The 21812-nt window shown below is 40.1% G+C and carries 25 protein-coding genes and 3 pseudogenes; 11 read left to right on the top strand and 17 right to left on the bottom strand.

Translation table 11 applies throughout. The features are described from left to right. Positions 1 to 154: 154 nt before the first annotated feature. Positions 155 to 751, bottom strand: coding sequence for a tyrosine-type recombinase/integrase (locus H5182_RS13770; protein ID WP_016899631.1), 597 nt, complete (start codon positions 749 to 751; stop codon positions 155 to 157). Between the two features lie 269 nt (positions 752 to 1020). On the opposite strand from H5182_RS13770, the gene H5182_RS13765 reads away from it, so the two are divergent. The 5 genes from H5182_RS13765 to arsJ are packed head-to-tail and all read left to right on the top strand — an operon-like array spanning position 1021 to position 5571. Beyond that, the gene (locus H5182_RS13765; protein ID WP_029609941.1) at positions 1021 to 1782 is read left to right on the top strand and encodes a metalloregulator ArsR/SmtB family transcription factor; all 762 of its coding nucleotides are present in this window, start codon (positions 1021 to 1023) and stop codon (positions 1780 to 1782) included. 11 nt (positions 1783 to 1793) lie between these two features. Beyond that, the gene (gene arsB, locus H5182_RS13760) at positions 1794 to 2816 is read left to right on the top strand and encodes an ACR3 family arsenite efflux transporter (RefSeq protein WP_016899633.1); all 1023 of its coding nucleotides are present in this window, start codon (positions 1794 to 1796) and stop codon (positions 2814 to 2816) included. Between the two features lie 14 nt (positions 2817 to 2830). Then, on the top strand, positions 2831 to 3334 hold the full coding sequence (locus H5182_RS13755; RefSeq protein ID WP_016899634.1) for a dual specificity protein phosphatase family protein: 504 nt from the start codon (positions 2831 to 2833) through the stop codon (positions 3332 to 3334). 2 nt (positions 3335 to 3336) lie between these two features. Further along, positions 3337 to 4347, top strand: a complete 1011-nt coding sequence (locus H5182_RS13750) for an ArsJ-associated glyceraldehyde-3-phosphate dehydrogenase (protein ID WP_016899635.1) — start codon at positions 3337 to 3339, stop codon at positions 4345 to 4347. Positions 4348 to 4356: 9 nt separating this feature from the next. Next, positions 4357 to 5571 (top strand): organoarsenical effux MFS transporter ArsJ, encoded by a 1215-nt coding sequence (arsJ, locus tag H5182_RS13745; protein ID WP_016899636.1) that lies wholly within the window; start codon positions 4357 to 4359, stop codon positions 5569 to 5571. Positions 5572 to 6130: 559 nt separating this feature from the next. Here the strand turns inward: arsJ and H5182_RS22640 are convergent. Next, positions 6131 to 6244: pseudogene (locus H5182_RS22640) on the bottom strand (transposase domain-containing protein); the annotation flags it as partial. A 196-nt stretch (positions 6245 to 6440) separates the two neighbouring features. On the opposite strand from H5182_RS22640, the gene H5182_RS13735 reads away from it, so the two are divergent. The 3 genes from H5182_RS13735 to H5182_RS13725 are packed head-to-tail and all read left to right on the top strand — an operon-like array spanning position 6441 to position 9528. Continuing rightward, positions 6441 to 7607, top strand: a complete 1167-nt coding sequence (locus H5182_RS13735) for a site-specific integrase (RefSeq protein WP_182759114.1) — start codon at positions 6441 to 6443, stop codon at positions 7605 to 7607. Beyond that, the gene (locus H5182_RS13730; protein ID WP_024600954.1) at positions 7604 to 8530 is read left to right on the top strand and encodes a tyrosine-type recombinase/integrase; all 927 of its coding nucleotides are present in this window, start codon (positions 7604 to 7606) and stop codon (positions 8528 to 8530) included. The genes H5182_RS13735 and H5182_RS13730 overlap by 4 nt, the downstream gene beginning before the upstream one ends. Then, a complete protein-coding gene (locus tag H5182_RS13725) occupies positions 8527 to 9528 on the top strand; it encodes a tyrosine-type recombinase/integrase (protein WP_024600953.1) in 1002 nt (333 codons plus the stop codon). The genes H5182_RS13730 and H5182_RS13725 overlap by 4 nt, the downstream gene beginning before the upstream one ends. A gap of 143 nt (positions 9529 to 9671) precedes the next feature. On the opposite strand, the pseudogene tnpC reads toward H5182_RS13725, so the two are convergent. The 12 genes and pseudogenes from tnpC to H5182_RS13670 form a co-directional block, all read right to left on the bottom strand. Further along, a pseudogene (gene tnpC, locus H5182_RS13720) lies at positions 9672 to 11045 on the bottom strand (IS66 family transposase); the annotation flags it as partial. An 80-nt stretch (positions 11046 to 11125) separates the two neighbouring features. Beyond that, positions 11126 to 11476: an IS66 family insertion sequence element accessory protein TnpB gene (tnpB, locus tag H5182_RS13715; RefSeq protein ID WP_010554756.1), complete on the bottom strand. Its 351-nt coding sequence runs from the start codon at positions 11474 to 11476 to the stop codon at positions 11126 to 11128. Then, positions 11473 to 11814, bottom strand: a complete 342-nt coding sequence (locus tag H5182_RS13710) for a hypothetical protein (protein WP_024591408.1) — start codon at positions 11812 to 11814, stop codon at positions 11473 to 11475. Before H5182_RS13710 ends, tnpB begins: the two co-directional genes overlap by 4 nt. 435 nt (positions 11815 to 12249) lie before the next feature. Further along, complete coding sequence (gene catB, locus H5182_RS13705) at positions 12250 to 12882, bottom strand: type B chloramphenicol O-acetyltransferase (protein WP_182760185.1); 633 nt, start codon at positions 12880 to 12882, stop codon at positions 12250 to 12252. A gap of 91 nt (positions 12883 to 12973) precedes the next feature. Further along, positions 12974 to 13228, bottom strand: coding sequence for an HNH endonuclease (locus H5182_RS22635; RefSeq protein ID WP_182760184.1), 255 nt, complete (start codon positions 13226 to 13228; stop codon positions 12974 to 12976). Beyond that, positions 13212 to 13535 carry a hypothetical protein gene (locus H5182_RS13695; protein ID WP_182760183.1) on the bottom strand — a complete coding sequence of 108 codons (324 nt, stop codon included), beginning with the start codon at positions 13533 to 13535 and terminating at the stop codon, positions 13212 to 13214. Before H5182_RS13695 ends, H5182_RS22635 begins: the two co-directional genes overlap by 17 nt. Positions 13536 to 13537: 2 nt before the next feature. Continuing rightward, complete coding sequence (locus tag H5182_RS13690) at positions 13538 to 13714, bottom strand: hypothetical protein (protein ID WP_182760182.1); 177 nt, start codon at positions 13712 to 13714, stop codon at positions 13538 to 13540. A gap of 1 nt (position 13715) precedes the next feature. After that, positions 13716 to 13955 carry a hypothetical protein gene (locus H5182_RS13685; protein ID WP_043156503.1) on the bottom strand — a complete coding sequence of 80 codons (240 nt, stop codon included), beginning with the start codon at positions 13953 to 13955 and terminating at the stop codon, positions 13716 to 13718. Between the two features lie 119 nt (positions 13956 to 14074). Continuing rightward, positions 14075 to 14701, bottom strand: a complete 627-nt coding sequence (locus H5182_RS13680; protein WP_182760181.1) for a hypothetical protein — start codon at positions 14699 to 14701, stop codon at positions 14075 to 14077. A gap of 328 nt (positions 14702 to 15029) precedes the next feature. Continuing rightward, positions 15030 to 15170: pseudogene (locus H5182_RS22385) on the bottom strand (IS110 family transposase); the annotation flags it as partial. A gap of 245 nt (positions 15171 to 15415) precedes the next feature. Next, on the bottom strand, positions 15416 to 15841 hold the full coding sequence (locus H5182_RS13675; RefSeq protein ID WP_182758969.1) for an OmpA family protein: 426 nt from the start codon (positions 15839 to 15841) through the stop codon (positions 15416 to 15418). 11 nt (positions 15842 to 15852) lie between these two features. Further along, on the bottom strand, positions 15853 to 16269 hold the full coding sequence (locus tag H5182_RS13670; RefSeq protein WP_182758970.1) for a protein-disulfide reductase DsbD domain-containing protein: 417 nt from the start codon (positions 16267 to 16269) through the stop codon (positions 15853 to 15855). 440 nt (positions 16270 to 16709) lie between these two features. On the opposite strand from H5182_RS13670, the gene H5182_RS13665 reads away from it, so the two are divergent. After that, on the top strand, positions 16710 to 17720 hold the full coding sequence (locus H5182_RS13665; protein ID WP_182758971.1) for a DNA replication terminus site-binding protein: 1011 nt from the start codon (positions 16710 to 16712) through the stop codon (positions 17718 to 17720). A 33-nt stretch (positions 17721 to 17753) separates the two neighbouring features. On the opposite strand, the gene H5182_RS13660 is transcribed toward H5182_RS13665, so the two are convergent. After that, the gene (locus H5182_RS13660) at positions 17754 to 18389 is read right to left on the bottom strand and encodes a hypothetical protein (protein ID WP_182758972.1); all 636 of its coding nucleotides are present in this window, start codon (positions 18387 to 18389) and stop codon (positions 17754 to 17756) included. Between the two features lie 380 nt (positions 18390 to 18769). Here H5182_RS13660 and H5182_RS13655 point away from each other — a divergent pair, with 380 nt between their 5' ends. Together H5182_RS13655 and H5182_RS13650 are read left to right on the top strand one after the other, a co-directional pair. Continuing rightward, complete coding sequence (locus tag H5182_RS13655) at positions 18770 to 19153, top strand: hypothetical protein (protein ID WP_182758973.1); 384 nt, start codon at positions 18770 to 18772, stop codon at positions 19151 to 19153. Continuing rightward, positions 19146 to 19811, top strand: a complete 666-nt coding sequence (locus H5182_RS13650; protein ID WP_182758974.1) for an EAL domain-containing protein — start codon at positions 19146 to 19148, stop codon at positions 19809 to 19811. The genes H5182_RS13655 and H5182_RS13650 overlap by 8 nt, the downstream gene beginning before the upstream one ends. Before the next feature lie 122 nt (positions 19812 to 19933). Here the strand turns inward: H5182_RS13650 and H5182_RS13645 are convergent, their stop codons facing one another. Both H5182_RS13645 and H5182_RS13640 read right to left on the bottom strand, forming a co-directional pair. Beyond that, positions 19934 to 20896: a hypothetical protein gene (locus H5182_RS13645; RefSeq protein WP_182758975.1), complete on the bottom strand. Its 963-nt coding sequence runs from the start codon at positions 20894 to 20896 to the stop codon at positions 19934 to 19936. Between the two features lie 89 nt (positions 20897 to 20985). Continuing rightward, on the bottom strand, positions 20986 to 21812 hold an 827-nt coding region (locus H5182_RS13640; RefSeq protein WP_182760180.1), incomplete at its 5' end, for a hypothetical protein.

The following is a 21812-nucleotide window of genomic DNA, read 5'->3' as shown; positions in this document are numbered from 1 at the left end:
GTTTTGCCGTCTATTTGAGCAACAGGGATCAGGTCTTGTCTTTTGCCTCTCCCATTAATTTATGTATTGAAAAGTTCTCTGATTGTCTAGCTAGTAATACTAGACGTAACTCATTTCGGGGCAAGGGCAGTATAAGAACACTGCCTGCGTTAAATCAACAATCGGTTTCTCTCGATATTTTAATGGCGTCTTCAATCTCTATTCCTAAATATCTGATGGTGTTATCAATTTTTGTATGACCAAGTAGTAACTGAACGGCACGTATATTTTTGGTTCGAGCATAAACTAAAGTCGCTTTGGTTCTTCTCATTGAGTGAGTTCCATATAGGTCAGAATCAAGCCCTAATTGCTCAGCCCAACTCCTGATGATAGACCTGTAATATGAATAGCTTATTGGTTGATTAGAGCGACGTAAACTCCGAAACAAATAATCACTAGGTTGCAATTTAACTTCTTGAACCCAAAGGCTAATACTTTGTTGTGTTCTCGGAGTTATCTCAAATTGAACTTCTATCCCTGTTTTCTTCTGCGTCAATTGAACCCTCTCAAATACTTGGTCGTGAGTAGCGACGTCTCGAACTTTTAAAGAGAGTAAGTCACATGATCTTAGCTTGCTATCTATAGCCAAGTTAAGTAGGGCCAATTGCATCAAGTTGTTTTGAATTTCTATTCGAGTGCGAATACGCCAAATCTCTTCAAGCTTGAAAGGGCGTTTCACACCAGTAGCATTGTGATTTAGTTCTGGTTTCATAGTGACCTCCTATTTAAAAGTCATTATGGAGGATAGCGGATGTATTACTGATTAGGATTTTGAAAAAATGCGTTAGAGCATCTCAACTACTTATTCACACAACTTAAGCCACAATAATGGACGTTCATCTAAATCTATTAAAACAAAAATGTGCTTGCGAAACTGTTATTTTGGCACAAAGGATTAGTCGTAACTTTCAGTTTCAAAAAATGTATTGCATTACAGGTATAACAAATTTATTATATAACAAATTTATTATGAGGGTGGTTATGAAAGTTCTATTTTTGTGCACTGAAAACTCGGCTAGATCTATCATGGCTGAGGCGTTATTAAAACATCACGGAAAAGGTGAGTATGAGGTTTACAGCGCTGGTACTGAGCCAAATAATGTGGACAGCCGAACGCTGTCAGCTATTGAACACTTTGGGTTACGGACTGATGGCTTACGTTCAAAACACCTTGATGAAGTTAGCAATATCCATTTTGATTTTGTTATTACCCTGTGTGATAAAGCGGCAAAAGAATGCGATAGCCGAGTTAATGGCACTAATTGTCTTGCATGGGATTTTCCTGAGCCACGTTCCCGCAAAGAAGCCAATCCGTTTGAAAAAACACTACAAGAGCTAAATGAACGGCTCAAAATGTTTTTGCTGATACAGGAAAAGCAAAAACCAGCGCCAATCACACCAACTACTTTTTACAAAGCGTTAGCTGATGATATTCGTTTGAAAAGTCTATTAATTATTGCTGTTGAAGGTGAAGCATGTGTTTGTGAGTTAATGACTGCGCTAGATGAAGAAAGCCAACCTAAAGTATCCCGTCACTTAGCACAGCTTAGAAAAGCTGGCATTTTATCTGACAGAAAGCATCAGCAATGGGTATTTTATTCAATTAATCCAACACTACCAAAGTGGATGAAGCAAACCATCACTTCAACTGTAGTGAATGAACCTATTTTTATTGAACAAGAGCTAGCCAGATTGAATGCTATGGGTGATCGCCCAACGCGTGTTGCAAGCTGCTGTAATTAAGGAATATGACTATGGGGATTTTTGAACGTTATTTATCTGTTTGGGTTGCGATATCAATTGCTGCTGGTATGGCACTGGGGGTTGTTTACCCACCTCTTTTTGAAGCGATAGCAAAGCTTGAAGTTGCCCATGTCAATGTGGTTGTTGCAGTTTTCATTTGGGTAATGATTTACCCCATGATGGTACAAATAGATTTCTCAACAATTAAAGAAGTAGGCAAAAATCCACAAGGACTTGTGTTAACTTTAGTGATTAATTGGCTTATCAAACCATTTTCTATGGCTGCATTGGGTTGGTTGTTTTTTGAAGGATTGTTTGCCGATTTTGTTTCACCAGAAACTGCGCAAGAATATATCGCAGGAATGATTTTACTTGGCGTAGCACCGTGTACGGCAATGGTGTTTGTCTGGTCACAACTGACTAAAGGCGACGCAAACTACACGTTAGTTCAAGTTTCGGTTAACGACATCATCATGATTTTTGCGTTCGCTCCAATTGCAGGATTATTGCTGGGAGTAACAGATATTCATGTGCCTTGGGGAACTTTGTTTATTTCTGTCGTCTTATACGTATTGCTACCCTTAATCGCAGGCGTACTCACCAGAAGAAGTTTAAACCGCTCAGGTCGTGATGAAACGGCTATCACAACCTTGTTAGAAAAGTTAAAACCATTTTCTGTCATTGGTTTATTAGCCACAGTTATGCTGTTGTTCGGCTTTCAAGCTAACACTATTTTAGACCAACCACTCAATATTTTGCTAATCGCGATTCCGCTGGTTATTCAAACGTATGGCATTTTCATCATTGCCTATTTTATTGCGCTAAAAATCAAGCTTCAACATAATATTGCGGCTCCATCGTGCTTAATTGGTACATCAAATTTCTTTGAGTTGGCTGTAGCTGTAGCTATTTCTCTTTTTGGCTTGCATTCAGGTGCAGCGCTAGCAACCGTGGTTGGCGTTCTTGTGGAGGTGCCTGTCATGCTGTCTCTCGTAGCGATTGTAAACAGAACAAAACATTGGTTTAACGAATAATTAAGAGGATTCTTATGCAAACTCACCCTTATGACAAACTGACACTTGATAATGGCGCTAGTTTTATATTTACGCCATGCCCAGGAACGAAAAAGGTTGATTTAACAACATCGGTAAAGCAACTCAAAGATGCGGGAGCACAAGCGATTGTCACTCTGATGTACGACGCAGAAATAAAGAAAAACGAGGCCGAAACACTTCCTCAAGTTTGTAACGAACAAGGCATAAAATGGTTTCAGTTACCTATTTTAGATGATGATGCGCCTAATGATGACTTTGCAACGGCGTTCAGATCTCACCTTGATGACGTGTTAGCTATTTTGCGCAATCAAGGCACTGTTGCCGTTCACTGTAAAGGCGGTTCAGGTCGCACGGGCTTAGTGATTGGCATACTGATGTATGAGTTAGGTTACAACAAGACAAGCATTATTAACCAAGTACAGAAAGTACGCCCTAAGGCGCTTTCTAATCCTGTGCAACTTTCATTTTTTAATGAATATCAAAAAGTAGGAGTTTAACTATGACAATTAAAATTGGTATTAACGGTTTTGGCCGCATGGGCCGATTAACGCTTAGAGCTGCCTTTGGTTGGCAAAATATTGAGTTTGTGCAAATCAACGATCCTGCTGGCAACGCAGAAACACTGGCACACCTATTAAAATACGATTCAGTGCATGGCACTTGGTCACATGATGTATCTAATGATGACAACAATGTGATAATCAACGGTCAAGCTATCCGTGTGACCCAAAACAAAGCGATTAGCGATACGGATTGGTCTAAATGTGATTTGGTCATTGAAGCCTCTGGTAAGATGAAGAAAACTGAGTTGCTACAAGCCTACTTAGACCAAGGTGTAAAAAAAGTCGTTGTCACTGCTCCCGTAAAAGAAGACGGTGTGCTCAATGTGGTTATGGGGGTTAATGACCACCTATACGATGTTGATCAACACGCAATCGTAACGGCAGCGTCTTGCACCACTAACTGCTTAGCACCAGTGGTGAAAGTTTTACAGGATAAAATCGGCATCAAACATGGTTCGATGACAACCATCCACGATATTACCAATACTCAAACTATTCTCGATGCACCGCACAAAGATTTACGTAGAGCACGTGCGTGTGGCATGAGCCTAATCCCAACAACCACAGGTTCGGCAACAGCTATTACTCATATTTTTCCAGAGTTGAAAGGTAAGCTGAATGGTCATGCGGTACGTGTACCTTTGGCGAATGCGTCAATTACTGACTGTGTATTTGAAGTAGAGCGTTCAACAACGGAAGCTGAAATTAACGCTTGGATGAAAGAAGCGGCTGAGGGCGAGTTAAAAGGCATTTTGGGCTATGAAGAAAAGCCACTTGTGTCAATCGACTATAAAACCGACCCACGTTCTAGCATCGTCGATGCGTTATCAACAATGGTGGTCAACGGAACTCAGGTAAAGCTGTATACATGGTATGACAACGAGTGGGGATACGCGAATAGAACGGCTGAGCTTGCTCGTAAAGTTGGCCTATCAATTAAGGGATAATGTAATACTATGAAGCGCTTGACATCATTATCAGACGATATAAAGCAGTACCTCGTTATAACAGGTAACTATTGGGCATTTACCTTAACGGATGGGGCACTTCGCATGTTAGTGGTGCTTCATTTCCATGCGTTAGGCTATAGTCCGCTTAGCATTGCGATGTTGTTCTTGTTTTATGAAATCTTTGGCGTTGTCACCAACTTGGTTGGCGGCTTCTTAGGTGCTCGTTTAGGGCTCAATAAAACCATGAATATTGGCTTAGCCATTCAGGTTATTGCCTTACTAATGCTAGCTGTTCCGGCTGAATGGTTAACCGTTGTGTATGTGATGATTGCACAAGCGCTTTCAGGCATTGCCAAAGACTTAAACAAAATGAGCGCTAAAAGCTCGATTAAGGCATTGGTTGCAGCAGGACAAGAAGGCACGCTGTTTAAATGGGTTGCGCTATTAACAGGCTCCAAAAATGCCCTAAAAGGTGTTGGCTTTTTCTTAGGAGGCCTGCTGTTAACCTTGCTATCCTTCAAGGGTGCAATGTTGCTAATGGCTGGTGTTTTGGCTCTTGTTTGGTGTTACAGCCTTTACGCCTTAAAAAGTGACTTAGGAAAAGCAAAGAGCAAACCTAAGTTTACCGATATTTTTTCAAAGAGTCGCTCAATTAACATCTTGTCAGCTGCACGATTATTCTTATTTGGTGCGCGTGATGTCTGGTTTGTCGTCGCACTGCCCGTATTTTTGTCGCAAGCCTTTAATTGGGATCATTGGACGGTAGGCGGCTTCTTGGCACTATGGGTGATTGGTTACGGTTTCGTACAATCTATCGCACCTAAGGTAATGAATCTCAAAGAAGGGTTTTCGCCTGCTATAGAAACAACCAAATGGGCGAGTTTACTGGCACTGGTTACATTAGGTATAGCCTTATCACTGTATTTTAATTGGCAAGTAAAAACAGTGCTCATTACTGGTTTAATGTTGTTTGGTGTACTGTTCGCCATTAATTCATCGCTACACAGTTATTTGATTGTTAGCATGGCAGATGCCGACGGTGTTTCCCTCGATGTTGGCTTTTACTATATGGCTAATGCAATGGGGCGTTTGATTGGCACGGTGCTGTCAGGTTGGGTTTTCCAACTATACGGATTAGCCGCTTGTTTGGCGATCTCTTTTGGTTTTGTGATTTTAGCAGGGTTAATTTCTAAAAAGCTGCCTTCGAAATTAATTAACTGAAGTGACATCGGAGATGCATGCAACATGTTAAACGTTAAGAACTTAAATCGGTTTTATTGGACTTCCCAGCTTTCACTAGACATCGGCTAATAATCTTAAAGTACAAAACGAAAGTAAACTTCCGTTTCAAGGGCTTCAAAGGTAGTTATCAGAAATATATTCTGTTTTGTGAAAGCGTTAACCCGGATAGCTATATGAGCAACTTTTCGGGGTCTTATTTGAGCGAGAAGCAGACGGTCGGTTAAACTCGTTTTTGGACAAAAACGAGTTAGAGCCGAAGGTCGGCTCTGTGCCATGAGCAGACATCGAAGGTTTTAATGTCTGAAGTCAAGATTTGACCCCATTCACTCTTTACATGCTTAAAAAAGAGACGGTATTCGATGAAGCAAAATTCTTAAAGAGTTAGTCACGGTACTGAGTGAGCTGAACATCTAACTGGACATAAGGCTGAGCATCAATCAATTGGGTGAGTTAATAACCAGCAAGGTTTAACCTGATTATATGCCTACAGACCTAAGCCACTTGCCTTGATTAGACGTGAGCGTCTAGCGAACTACACCTATGTTTTAAAATTCCAGGGTAACAAGCTGTCGATATCGGGCTCAGGCTGGCACAGTTCATCAAGGCAAGCACAGATGTAATTAAATGGGATTAGACCATTTATCTTGGCGGTTTATACCGAAAGAAAAACTATGCCGAATCACTTGGCTAGAACCCTATAATACAAAGATACTTGCATATGATTGCTTCGGCATAGTGTGATCTGACTTCTAATAATTAATTTACGGAGAAGGATTATGAGTGTTTCGGCATTTTTCAAGTGTAAAAAAACAATAGCGCGACTTCATACGGGCCCTTTGGGCGTTTATATGAAGGCTTATGCAGAGCATCTAATTACTGAAGGTCACTGCTACCAGAGTGGCGCTCGTAACATTAGAGTTGCTGCTGATTATAGCGCATGGTTAGCCAGTAAAAAGTATAAGGTGACTGATGTTAACGAAGCATCAGTACTACAATATGAAAAATTTAGGCAAAAAAATCGACATCCTTTTTTGTCTGATCACGCAGCTCTTATTAGACTTCTTATAGTGCTAAGAGCGCTCAATGCAACAGCAGCAGCAGCAACGATTGTGTTAGATCATCTGTCGCAGATCATTCAGGACTTTGAACAGCATTTGATGCAAAATCATGGACTTTGTGAAACTTCAGTCATCAGACATCGAATACCACTGAGGAAGTTTCTTTGGCAGTGTTGCCCTGATGGTGTTTCATGCTTTTCAAGCTTAAGAGGACAAGATGTAAGGCAATTTCTAGTGCAACACGCACATGACCAAAGCCCTAGCTCTGCAAAAAATATGTGTTGGACACTACGTGCGTTCGCTAGGTATCTTTTATATAAGGGGTATACAACCTACAATTTGTCTTCTGCTGTACCTAGTATCAGAAGATGGAGCCTAACCACCCTCCCAGAACATCTATCTTCTAACCAAATTCAAAAGGTGCTGAACAGTTGCGACACGAGCAGTGCCGTTGGCTTAAGGGATTACGCAGTACTTATGCTATTAAGTCGGCTAGGACTGAGGGCGAATGAAATAGCTCTGTTGAAGTTAGATGACATCAACTGGCATGCTGGTAACCTCAACATTCGAGGAAAGGGTCGAACGCTTATTGCTTTGCCTTTGCTGCCTGAAGTGGGTGCGGCGCTATCAGATTACTTACAAAACGCACGGCCAAAGACTGATAGCCGTTCAGTTTTTGTACGCTCATTGGCGCCACATTCTCAGTTTGCAAGCTCTGCTGGGATCTCACAAATTGCTAAAGCAGCGTTACTGCGAGCTGAGTTAACACTAAAGCATAAAGGGACTCATATTTTTCGCCATAGCCTTGCAACTAACTTGCTTCAAGCAGGTGCTTCACTGTCCGAAATTGGTCAACTACTTCGCCATAAGAGCCATGATTCGACACGTATTTATGCCAAAGTTAATATTGATGGATTAAGAGCATTAGCCATGCCATGGCCGGGAGTAGCACAATGATCTCCTTACGTAAAATATTACATGAATATGTGGATCTTAGACGCGGACTGGGCCACAAGTTTATTCAACCAGCTAGAGATTTAGAAGGCTTCGTTACGTTTATGGAGCAGTACAGTAGTACTTTTGTCACTACCAAACTTGCACTTGAATGGGCAACCCAATCGCCTGGAAAAAATGCTAGCTGGGCTATAAAACTGGCCTATGTTCGCGGGTTTGCTCGGCACTTGCAAACAATGGACATACACACAGAGGTACCGCCGGTTGGACTTTTATCCTATAGCGGCTCTGCTAAACCGTACATTTACTCTGATATTGAGATACAGGCATTGTTGGAGGCCGCATTAGCTCTTAAACCGGTAAACAAATTAAGGCGCTGGACATACCATTGCCTCTTTGGTCTTTTACCGACAACAGGCTTGCGTATCAGCGAAGCTTTGACTCTCAAACGCCAAGATGTAGATCTTGAGAACTGTATTCTCACTGTACGCGATACAAAGTTTGGAAAATCACGCTACGTTCCCATACATGCAAGTACTCAGCGTATTCTAGTCGAGTATGATCGCCGTCGCGATGAACTTATTAACCCTCCTTGCAGTGAGTACTTTTTGGTAGCAGAGCGCGGTGGCCGTTTATTACCGCAGTATGTTTCTCGTGTATTTTTACGTTTATCACGACAAATTGGATTACGTACCCCAAATGCTAGCTCAGGACCACGGATCCATGATTTTAGACATAGCTTTGCGGTCAATACGCTATTACGATGGTATAGAACTGGAGAAAAGGTAGACACCTTGTTACCAAAATTGTCTACTTACCTCGGTCACAGTTGTGTGCGTGATACCTATTGGTATTTATCTGCCTGTCCAGAGCTACTGGAACTTGCTGCGCGTCGCTTAGAAACACGTTTGGAGGCTGAACTATGAAAGCCACTACCGCATTTCCGTGCTTGCTTGAACGTTGGTTTACTATTCGTTTAATCAATCAAAAACGCGTCAGTCACAACACGATATACTCCTATCGAGACACCTTTCGACTGCTATTGGTGTTTGCAAAAAAACAGCTAGGGAAAGCGCCATCTGCGCTAACGCTAGAAGATATCAACGCAGAATTAGTTAGCGCATTTCTTAATGATCTTGAAGAGCACCGAGTAATCAGTGCTCGCACAAGAAATTTACGTCTGACTGCCATTCATTCATTTTTCCACTTTTTAGAATACGAAGAGCCTGGGTATAGCGCACAAATTCAGCGAGTATTAGTTATCCCTAGTAAACGACATGAGCAGAGGCTGATCCACTTCTTGGAGCGAACGGAAATAGAGGCATTACTGGCAAGTCCGGATAAAACGACGTGGATAGGCCATCGTGATCACGCTCTACTTTTTTTAGCGTTACAGACAGGGCTGCGTCTTTCTGAAATCATCGGGCTCAATAGTACGTCCCTATTTCTTGACCAAGGGGCGCATGTCCGATGTCTTGGCAAAGGTCGGAAAGAAAGAAGTACTCCTTTAACCAAACCTGCTGTTCGTATCATGAAAACTTGGCTGTTAGCGCTTCCTGGTATGGAAGAGGATATACTGTTTCCAACAATACGCGGCAATCGTCTTAGTGCAGACAGTGTGCAGTATTTAGTAAAGAAACATGCTGCTAATGCCAGTATTCAATGTCCATCGCTGAAGCAGAAGCATGTAACACCTCATGTGCTTCGACACACCGCAGCAATGGAGCTGCTTAGCGCAGGTGTTGATACCACGGTAATAGCGATGTGGCTTGGACATGAATCTACACAAACGACACAAAGATACTTACATGCTCATATGGCACTGAAGGAAGCAGCATTAGCGAAAGTAGCGCCATTTAATAAGCACAGTGATCTTCACTATAAACCGAGCGATAAGTTGTTAGGTTTTCTCACCAGCTTGTAGTTCTAGGATTAAACTATGCCGAATAGAAACTGGATCCTTACAGTCAAATGACAGTAATACCAGCACACTTATGAAATTGGGCAGCATGTGTTCGGCATAGTTTTTCTTTCGGTATAAACAGCCTTATGCCGCATGCGGCATAATGCGGTTTCCACAATGCTGTAAAGGGTGGCACTAGCATGGGCACCGTTAGCCGTTTGGCTAAATAACCAATTCTTTCGGCCTATCACAAACGGTTTTACCGCGCGTTCTGCTCTATTATTATCGATGCTAAGTCGGCCATCATCAACATAGCGTATGAGCTTGTGCCATTGATTTGCCAGGTAATTAGCTGCCTCTATCAGTTTGCTGTTCCCCACTAAATTTGGCTGATCCTGCTCAAGCCATATTCTTAGCTTGCTAAGAATAGGCAGGCTAACCTCTTGTCTTGCCGTATATTTGTCATCCACACTTTTATCTTTGATGCGTGACTCAACGCCGTACAGTTTTTGGATAAGGCTCAATACCACATCCGCTTTGCCGGTTTTGTTTTTACCTTGTAGCTTTTTCGCGTCGATAAATTTACGACGAGCATGCGCCCAGCAGCCGATTAAGGTTGCCTCTGTTCTGGCATAGGCTTGATAGCCATCCACGTGCAAGTACCCTTGATATCCATCAAGATAATTGACCACGCAGGCGGCCGCGCGACTATTGTGGAAGTCGTAAAGTACGATATTAGGGATAGGATTATTCGGGTCTGGTGAATCTCGACCCGAGCAATACACCCACATGTAACTGTTTACTTTGTCCGATTTCACCACCTTTAATGGCGTTTCATCGGCAAACAGCGTGGGTTGCTTTAACAGCTCGGCTTTAAGCCGTTCAACTAATGGCGCGAAGAGTGTGGCTGATTTGTCTATCCAGCTGCTCATGGTCTGTCGACTGAGTTCAATACCGTATTGCTTAAACATCGCTTCCTGGCGATACAGCGGTAACCCGTATTGGTATTTACTGGTGATAAGCTGACTGAGCAAACTGCTGGTTGCAATGCCTTTGTTGATGGGCATGGCAGGCATTGAGGCTTGTTTAATCTGTGTCTGAGTTGAGGATTTATCACAGTGACGGCAGGCGTATTTAGGCCTAATATGCTCAATCACTTTGATTTTAGCGGGTATGAACTCAAGCTTTTCTGACTTATCTTCACCCATTCTATGTAGCTCACCGCCACAGCAATCACAGGTTTTGTCGATGATGTCGTGAATAACTTGCTCACGAGGTAAGTCTTTTGGCAGTGGCTTACGCACCGGCTTTTTACGGGTATAGCTAATGGATTGTTGCTCTGCCTCAACTTCCTCAACAATTTCTTCCACTTCATTGAATAACTCGCCTTGCCCGGCAAAGCCTTCAGCACTTTTGCCGAATTGTTTTTGTTGGGCCAAGCTCCAGCGCTCTTCCAATGCCGCAATCTGGGCATCCTTCTGCGCTAACAGTTTTTCAAGTTCAGCAATGCGCTGTTTAAGGGCGAGTTCATTTTTCATGACGCCTATTTTAAGGCATCATCAAAGGCTTTGCAGTGCTAACTGAACTCACTTTGATGATCATCAATCGATCGCAAATATTAAAGCATTTGCTTACCTGCGACATCAATTTTACTGTGTCCAATCACATCATAACCCGATAATAACCAGTGTAATTGCTGCTCGCTTAAGGTCATGGTGGGTGACATGAGTTTGGGCCATTTGAACTTATGCTTATCTAATCGCTTATACCACAGTGCAAAACCGGTGTTATCCCAGTAAAGCAGTTTGAGTTTGTCACGGCCTTTATTACAAAACACAAATAGCGCACCACTGAGCACGGGTAGTTCAAGCTCTGCTTCCACCAACGCCGCCAGACCATTAATTGATTTTCGAAAATCAACGGCATCGGCACATAAATAGACGGTGGGTACATCAACGAACATCCTCATACCGTTAGCCCTTTAATAATGGCAACGATATCGGCCGTCGCTAAATCGATAGGAAACGTGAGTTGGCCGGTTAGCGTATCAAACTGCAGCGTATTTTGACGAGTTTGCGCGCAGACTTCAGTAGTTTGTTTTACCTGGACAAAACGTGATGATGTAAGGCACTGCGTGTGCACTGGCAAGGTGGAATTAGGCTGGTCTTTTGCCAGTAAAGCACGTTGTTTATAATAAGTCGTAATAGCGACATTATGGTGTTGGCAGAATTCAATATTAGTACCACTAAACGTACTGCGTTGCAGCAAAAGCTGCTGCCACTGTGCGCTTGTTCTGTAAGTTTTCATCACCTGCTCCGAATTTATCATTGAGCAGGTATTTTTAGATAATCAGAACATCGATGCTAGGTGTGGTTCGCTAGACGCTTACGATTAGACGCTCAGTACGCGTGCATTAATACAATAAACAAAGTCGCTTACACCTGACTTGAGCCTTGAACTAACTGGATCATCAAAACCAGCCGCCTTGAATAGTGCCATGATCAGGTTAACCGATGAATGTCTAGTGCCCCAGTAAGCCCAAAAGGATATGGGAAAAACCTGGCTGCGATGAGATCGCAATAAGAGAGCCTCTATATGTGTTTGCCGTAAGCTACTTGCTTAACAGCCGCATCGACATACGAAGTAAACGAATTTGTTTATTGATTTAGAATTGACCGTCAATTTATAAAAACGGTCAAAAAGAAAACTAATGCCTATTGACAGAGTTAAGGCTCATATGTGTTATAAGCGTGCTAACGTTTTCCAATAATCATAAAGACCACCAATATTTGAAGAACACATTAAGCCCATTGCCCCCTTAATTTGTTCTTCACTCCACTCCCACCATTTCATCTCTAACAGCTGTATGATTTCAGTATCATTGAACCTGTTTCGTATATGTTTTGCTGGATTTGAACCTACTATTGAATATGGTGCAACATCCTTAGTAACAACAGCACGGCTTGCGATAATTGCACCGTCTCCGATAGATACGCCACTCATAATCATAGCTTCAGTGCCAATCCACACATCATTACCAATAACCGTATCACCCGAACGCTCAAAGCCATCTTTAGCATCAGCAAAGTTTTCATTGTCTTGGTAGAAAAATGGAAACGTACTAACCCAACTATTTTGATGTCCTTGATTACCAGCCATCATAAACACAGCACCAGAACCAATTGAGCAGTAACTGCCAATAATTAACTTATCAATATCTGTCCTATCCGCGAGTAAATAACGTGCACAATCATCGAAACTATGGTTATGATAATAACCAGAATAATAACTGTGCTCACCCACTATAATATTTGGATTCGTCACTTGCTCTTTTAGAGACTTACCTGCAAAAGGACTTTCAAAATAATTCTTCAATTTTATACCTCTGGAAGCTAGAAGCTTATAACGCCGCGCTCTGCGGAAATTTAGGAGCGCCAGCGAGTAAATTTTCCGTAGCAGCGCCTTGTTATAGCTTTGTTGGACGATAATCAAATGTGTCCACGACTATTTCACCTGCATGGACTAAGTCGTGACATTTTTTACAAACTACAAGTATGTTCTCTGGAGTTGCTTCTCCACCTAGGCTGTAATCTAAAATGTGATGTCCATGTATATCCAAACTAGAGCCACATCTTAATTCACAGTTATAAACTTCTCTAATTTTGGCTAATGCGATTGCCCGTGAATGCGCATAGCTTCGAGTACTACTCTTCTTCGTCATCACTAACCTCACCCAGTAATTTTATTCCTGTAGAAGGCGAATCAAGACCTAGGCTTTCCGAAACAATAGAGAGCAACTCTTCCATGAAGGCTTCTGCTTTTTCTTCACTTGCTGATACTTTTACCATAATGTCAGAAGCTGATTTATTCCTTAACTTGCTTTTTTCTACCTTATCGGGAACTTTGTTTATACTAAGGTCATTACCTATTAGACCAAGTTCAGCCGCTTGTTCCATGATTTCATGGAAAGCTTCCTCTACTTTAGAGTTATCACCAGAAAATCTAACTATTAAATCTTTTTCTTCCATGACTACTTCCTTTCAAAAATGTGAGCAACCAAGCCATGTTTTTTTGCTGTTTCTTTTATCAGTTTTTTTAGTGCCTTTTTCTTTTCTGGATCAACACGCCTATAAATTACAGAGCCAGTAACCTTATCATTTTCTGTAATCTCCTTGCTTGAGTCAGTAGTTTCAGGAGAGTTGCCCATTTTATTCTTCCCATAACTCAGCGAGATCGTTCAAATCAGCATCAGTTATTAAATCGAAAGAACCACTGCCTTGTGTTATTGCAAATACATCGAAGTCTATAACCCCACCATCCTTGTCCATTTTCAGCTTATAAATAACGTATTCGCCCGAAGATCTACTGACGTGAATGTCTTGACCTTCAACTTTTACAACCTTATCCCCACTTTTCAGGTCTAAGATTTCAAATTTTAAGATATTCATATTTTCTCCAAAATTGGGGTGATACTGTTTAATCGAGATTTAAGCTATAAACGCCCGCATTTACGGCTGGTTTGGAGCGCAGCGGAAAACCAGTCCGACAACATGCGCTTGTTAAATTTTTACTTGATTAGCGATATAACACCAAAGACAACAGTCAAGACCAAACCAATTACGGCTAGGGGTACAGACCATTTATTTGAAGCCTGAACTCGGTCAAGTGAATCCTGCCTAACTTCGATTAAGCCAGCCAAATCGGATAACTTTTCCCTTGCTGATTCTTGATCATTGTGGGCAATGAACTTTTGAACATCGACAATCAAGTTTCTCTCTGCCGCTGGGACATCTGAATACGGACTCTCAGTTTCAATAGCATCAATTATTCCCGTAACCTTATCCTTTATTGCTGATATTTCATCGGCTTCACGGTCTTTAGAGGATATTACGTTAACCAAATATTCTCTTAGGTACTTTGCTAGCCCAGCTCTATAACTGACATCTTCACCACCTAGCTCGTGTATTCCCTTATAAATATTTACTACATCATCAACTGTATTTAACGTGCCATTTGAAAAGCCAGCAGACAAAGTCTCCCAGAGTCTACTTTTTCTATCCTTTCGTCGCTCTCTTGATCTGAACAGTATCCGTTGCGCTGTAACCGCGTATACGACAGTAAACGCAGCTGTGAATACTGAGAGCACGAATTTTTCATCTGAAAACAACTGAGTTAGTTCTGTCAACGCACTCAAACGGATACTCCTTGAAATTTAACAGCTTATTGAACACCATTTTGGTGGTTTATAACACACCAAAACGGCGTATATTACATACACTGATAATTTCACCAATAATTACCTTTGTAAACAAGTAATTAAAACAGCTAGAAATTAAGCATGTTATTTTGCCCCAAAACGGCGTTTAATAATGTTATTGGTCAATACTAGGCTTCTACTCAAAAAAGCAGTAAAAATTTAACTTTTTCAGTGTCCGGTTATCGTTCTTTTGAGGCATTCGCCTAAACACGTTTTGGGGCAGAAATGAGTTAAACCGGAAAGACAGCTTCACGCCCTGAGGCATTCAACAAGTTTTTTCTACCACTAAAAGAGGAGAACCTTTCTCTTTTAGTGCTTTTAAATATTTTGATTCATCATAAGCTTTTCCTGTTTTCCAGCACCTAAATAAGATCCTTACCCATTTATAGGCCAACGCTCTTATTGCCATCACGGTTCCTTAAGAACACTTAATACACATTGGTAATACTGACTTAAAACAGGTGCTAACCAATAAGAAAATAGTAGTGATTTAAATTCGTGCGGAATATAACACAATGCTCAGAATAACCCTCTATAAGTAGTGTGTAAGAAAATATAATTAATGATTAAGCATGAATAAATAAAACCTTAAACGTTTCACTTACCTGACAAATGAAGCCCCACAGAGTGGGGTTCGCAGGCACAGTGCAATTAATAGCTTAAGTGAACTGTACGCGCGTATGGCTTTAAGTGGCTATTTGCTTTTGAAACAGAGCTTACTTTTATTTGCGATTGTAAAACCCCGCGCTCGAGTAAATAGTTTTCTATGAATGTAGCGCGTGACATTCCAAGCTTGAAATTGTAATTAAAGGACCCCGAATCATCACCGGCGCCTTGCAATAAAACAAAATGACTAGGATTAGCGGTTAAGTGGGCAATGTGTGGCGCGAGTTGTTTAGCCATAGTCTTAACATTGATTGGTTCCGCAGCATCGAATTCGAATTCGACAAAATGAAAGGTGGGTTTATAAGGTTTGGTTGCTACTTTAACCACACTTTTTTGTTCTTCAACGACAATCGTGTTTGAACAGGCTGAGGCTAATAGAGCCAAAGATATAATAGAAAGACTTTTAAACATGTTCAGGTGTCCTATAAGTTAATTTCAACAGTAACGGGTGGGTAACACAGGCCTGCTTCAGCACAACCGCGATAAGAAACACTAAACGTAGTCTGTTTAAGGGCTGATTTAGCGAAGTGTGCTGCAGCATGCGTTTTAACAATCATAGTGGTTCCGAAATATTCATCATGGGTTGAAACGGGCGTACTGGTAAATTGAAGTGCGTCTTTAGAGATTTCATTTACTTTAATGGTGTCTTGATAAAGATAATAACCAGGAGCAACATCCCACGTAAGTTCTACATCAGTATCGGTTAGGTCATACGAGAGAATGAACGCTTGTTCATGGTGTAAGAAGGTTGGTTTGTCAGTGGGTAAAGCCGTATCTATATTGAGGTTGCCGCTGGTGGCCAATGCCATAATCGATGCGGAGATAATAGAGATGAGCATGTAGACTCCAATGAGTGTTTGATTAGTGTATAGGTGCATAGTAAAGGGAATAGCAAAGAAGCTAAAAAATTAGAGATACCAAAAAGGGGTGTTGTAAAAATTAAAGTCGTTGAGTTTGAGTAGTAAACTAGCTTTATAAATTAAGGGAATGAAATTGAATTAAGCCATGTATATGACTACAACATACATATTAATTAAAGACATGATTAAACAGCTTAACCCTTCGGGTAGCTGTTTTATTGATATATCTTTACTCTTCCTGCTGCGCCGCTTGTACCGTACTCCTAATAAAGATGAAAAAGTAATAATAAATAAAAAGGAAATAAGACAGGCTATCAGGGTAAAACAAGCTAAATATTATACAAAAATGTGTCAGAGCGCGTATTAGGTGGTATATAATATGTGCATGTTGTAGTCATTATTGGGCAGTAAGAGGCATTATGGATCAACTAATCAAAACAACACGGGGCGATTTTAAATTTCAATACAATGAAGTGCTTAATGCTGTCAATGCTTTAACCTGCGCACTTAAAGAAAATACCGACTCAATTGGTGCAGATATATTCGTCCTGCCTACCATTACTGAAGACATAGCCAAAAGTCGAAGCTTGGTACAGTCTCGCATTCGTTTGAAATTCAATGATGAACATCAACAAGCTCTTTTAGATGCGCCGTTTGATGTTATTCACCAAACCGGTAATGAAGCAATTCAAAAGACGATTTCGCACATCAGTAAATTTCGCGCACAAAATAATGAATCAACCCGCTATTCAATTAAATTACCGGGCCTCGTCAATGTTCAATGCGACTTTACGTATATGCAAAGGTTGGCCACCTTATTTGATAACCTCAATGCAGAAAAGGTTAAACTCAAAGATGTTATTCATCGCTTGGCTAAATCAGTTGATCAACGATTTGAGATTGTGCACGACGCTGAACCAGGGCTCATATTTCCAATGGCAACACGAACACACCCAGTCTTTATTCAAAAGGATATTTTGAGTGCTCGCTTTTCATGGGAACATAAGTCACAAATTAAAACACTGAGTAAGCAGCAGGTCATTGAGAAAATAGACCGCTCTTTGGCGTATGCACCTAACCATGGCAATAATTCGGATTCACAAGCAGGCTTTGCGCTTCATATTCAAAAAGAGCGTAAGCTTATCAGTCATTTTTCAAGTAACGCGCTATTTAACATAATTAGAAAAGCGCCAGCGACACCGATTTTGAAATTGCGCTTCAACGAACCAAAAAACCCGAATAATAACGGTACCGAAATGACCCTCAGAAAAGATTTACACGCGCATTCGCCTGTTTTCTTAATTAACTGTGTTGATACGTTTAAGTTTAAACCATTGGGGGATTATGCTGGTAGAAAAGAGGTGGTTAGCAAAGTAGAGCCATTAATACCGCGTCTACATATTTACTTGAAAGAAAAAAATAAGCAGTAAAGCAATTGAGCTTTACTGCTATTACAAATATGTTTACTCCAGTCCATAAAAATCTTTCCATGTTGTGAACTGAGTATAATAATAATCAGGCGCACTCGGTAACTCTGCTGGTCTATGGCCTTGCCTTGAAAGCCAGCGCCAATCATAAGCGTTTTTTAAACCATGTTCTATACGGACGCTTTTTGCCAAGGCTTTTGCTTCATCCCATTCTAAAAAACGGGACGCTTTAGGCGCAAGAAACAAATCCCAGCCTTCAAAATCCTCGTAATAAGCCTGTGGAGAGCTAGGGAACGAACCCGGTAATTTATCTTCCTTCACAACCTTTTTCCACTGGCGTATCGAGGTTACGTTGTATTTTCGCACCAATTGCTTTAGATCTTCATAAGAAATTACATCACGTTCATCTGTGTTTATTTCTTCGGGCTGTTCTTCAGCCTGTATTTCTTCACTTAGTCTTTGACCGAGTTTAAGAAACTCTTTAAAGTTGCTGATCTCTTTAAAATACATCATTGGATTAGAGGGAATATCTGCTGGACGACCTTGCAATCCATTAAACTGCCCGTTACACAACTTTTGGAAATCTGTTGCAGAACGAATACCCATCTGAAAAAGCTTTACTGCAGCTTCCTCTAACCCTAGTTTAGATATTGAGTTTGTAGATGGCATCATTTGTATACCTTAAATTATATTAATTTACGTCTAGTCATGCATTTTCGCAATTTTTTTTATGCACTCAAACTTAATAATAAGCGATTTAACGGATAAAATCTAACAAGCACTGTAATGTTTTTTCATGCAATCAAATTAACCCACTGAAAACTAATAATAGTTCTCATTACATTGAACCATCAAATCTTAAATTTTTTGAATCCAAAAATTAAAGATTAAGTTTAGAATTGGACTTATAGAACTTCTCTCTTAGATCAACCAAAGCTATCTTAAAGAAAAAATAACTCTTAGCCGAAACTTACAGAGCCTATTTTACCCATGTGTAAAATTTCAATACTCAAATACCCCGCTTTATAATATTGAAAATTTATGGAGTAATTATGAATAGAACTTATTATTTATTTTCAATATCACCACCTTTTAGAGCTTTCCTTATCATTTTAATGAGTATCGGCATATTGTGGCCATTAATGATGCTTCATTACTTTACTGGTTATCAAAGCACCCCCCCTAATGACCTTGCTATACCTACTTTTCTTTCGGTGATTGTGTTGCTAGTGCGAATAAAGCTATCTAATACATCATTATCACTGACAATTTTAGGTCTAACATTCCATCATATTGACGCGTTTATTGTCACAACCAGGCAAGAGGGTAAGTTGCATCGTATCTTTATAAAGAACAAAGAAAATGCCCCCCTAAAATCTACATTCTTTTTACTTTATCAAATTCCTGTTGAGCTGGTGGAATACATTAATGAATAATGTAAATTACTATTCTCAGTCAATCGTGGGCTTACAGTCAGGTAAAGTGCTTGCGTGTGAATTATTAATACGTCGCCAAATGACTATCGTTCAGAATAGCAAACCATTTTCATCAGATTTCTTTATTGATAACTTGGTAGAATTAACAAATTTGAAAATAACTGCCGTAAAAAAAATAGCTGAACAGCGTAATGTATGGGTTTTCATTAATTTTTCTCGTTGTGAGATTGCTAACATTTCTTTTAATCTTTGCAGTAACCGGCTATCAAAGTTATTAGCTCACACACAAATAGTCATAGAAGTTACTGAGTGTGAAGCCAAACACAATGAAGTTATATTTGAAAAGAATTTAGCTAATTTGAAAAAGCATGGTTTTCAAATTGCTATTGATGATTACGGGGTAGGGTTATCTAATATTGAATCGTTAAATTCTATTAACCCAGATTTTGTAAAATTGGATATATCGTTAATACAAAAGGCGACAAAATCAAAAGCTAACGCGATTAAATTCTATCGCTTAGTCGATTTAATTAGAAACAGGGGCCATAAAGTAGTTATTGAAGGGATTGAAACAAAGGAGCAGTTATTGATTGCAAAGAAAACTAGGGCTGAACTTGCTCAAGGTTACTTATATCATTATCCCGAAAGAATAGAGTAGATCAGTATTTTACTAACATGTTATTTGAATTCAAATACATACCGGTTTAGCCTGTTAAACGTACATTAAACAGGCTAAACTTCTTCAAATAGGTATTTTTATAAGCAAACCAGATCATAAATTTACCAACGAACCTTGTTATCTTCCTTGTAACTAATGACAACTATTTTTCTTAGCTCGTTAACAGGATCATTCATTATTCTCGTTAATTCTTGTGAACCATAGTATTTCCTTGGATATATAATTACAATTTCGCCATCCTTGTAGTCCGAAGCATATGCATACCATTTTTTCTTATATGAAAGATCTAATTGGTTAAATATGGGCTCATCTATGCAGGTATCACTAGAAACTTTGTTAGTTGAACTTGTATTTTGAAAGAAGAATGCATTTACAAGTGACATACAGCTCTTTGAGAGCTTTTCATAAAAGTTACTCCCATACTTAATAACCAACCCTTTTTCGTCAACATCAATCGATATAGGCTCCAATGAATTAAAATACGGGGTGATGTACTTATTTAAAACATAACTTTCATAATCATTCTGTAATAATGATTTCACCCGCATTGAGTCTTCGTAACTATTTCGCATATACAAAACGTTATAAACCGTATCCAGCATACCCATATCACTACTCGCAGTGGTAAAATCATATTCTGAGTTCACCTTCAAAACTTTATCTAAGTTTTCATATGCTTTACGTAACTGTTTTTTTAAAGTGTCATTCTTCAGTAAGCTACCAAATACATGTTCACTTATATCTGTATTTTGAGTGACTTCTAACTTACTTGTTAAAGTCCCAGCTTCGTTATCCCAATATTCGTTTAATATCGTAATATTTAACGCGGCTGCTGATAAAGCGGTTACTTCTCTGCTGTATTCACCAGTCGAGTTTATTTTTTCACTGCCGGAAATCAATACTGGTAAATTCTTGGCCGAATACCAGCGAGCTTCCAGCTTTACCTTTTCTCTAACCTGATGTTCAGTAAGGCCGATAGTTGAAACACTTACTTCAATTTGCTTTGCTGGTGCATTGAAATGAATTAACCCCAGTAGAGCAACTGCAAACGTATATTTATTCATAATCAAAGCCTATCTGTATAATTTTTACCATAATAACAATTTTGAAAATTCGCGCGACCGTTCAGAAAAAAAGCCCTTTCGGGCTTTTTTTATTTCTGTTTCACATAGTCAATACCGGATATATCACCATAGTCCTGTAATTTTGAACTAAACCCATCATTGAAAAATGCATTACCATCGGAATTAACGTATACATTACCAATTGGATCATCTGCAGAACCTAACGAGCCCACGCGGGTATATTTTTCACCTGAGTCTGTTTCAAACTCTTTAGGACCAACTTCATTATCAGTTAGAAATTGCATAGCATCTATTGGTAATTCCTCTACATCTGATTCAGAAGTTATTGCTGCTTTAGATGAGCTTTGTGCATCAACACCTTGAAGTGTTGTTTCTATTTTTTCGCTAATAGGTGCATTGTTTTTACTATCATTTACACCATGACTACCAGTGTCCACGCCACCTGCATTTTCACTCATCATTGAATGTGGTGCAGGATGCGCATCAAAACTAGTTTCTTTTTGTGTATCTGTACCGCTAACTGCGTCACTTTCATCTAACATTTCAGATTGTTGCTCTGCATTGCCAATAACTTCATTGTTTGTCGCTGGTGGCTCTGCGGTTACATCGCTAGTCATAGACTGAGTACCTGGCCCTACGTTAGCGTTATTAGCGCTATCTACTTGTGGCTTACTTTCATTACTGCTTTGCAGAACTTCATTTCTTTCACCATTTGATGCTAATTCCTTTTTTTGTACATCATTAACTTGTTGGGGGGCGTCAGCTTGAGCAGTTGAAGCCGTAGCCGCCGTATTCAGCGGCGTATTGCCTGTACCAACACCAGTAGCTTTCACATTTTGTGCATTATCAGCTTTTGGCTTTGGTGCATCAGTCACTTGTTGAGTAGCGTTAGCTT

The sequence above is a fragment of the Pseudoalteromonas sp. SG44-17 genome, assembly GCF_014164235.1.
In the GTDB taxonomy this organism is placed as follows: domain Bacteria; phylum Pseudomonadota; class Gammaproteobacteria; order Enterobacterales; family Alteromonadaceae; genus Pseudoalteromonas; species Pseudoalteromonas rhizosphaerae.
Note: the sequence above shows the minus strand (reverse complement) of the source record. Positions and strands in the feature narration are given on the sequence as shown.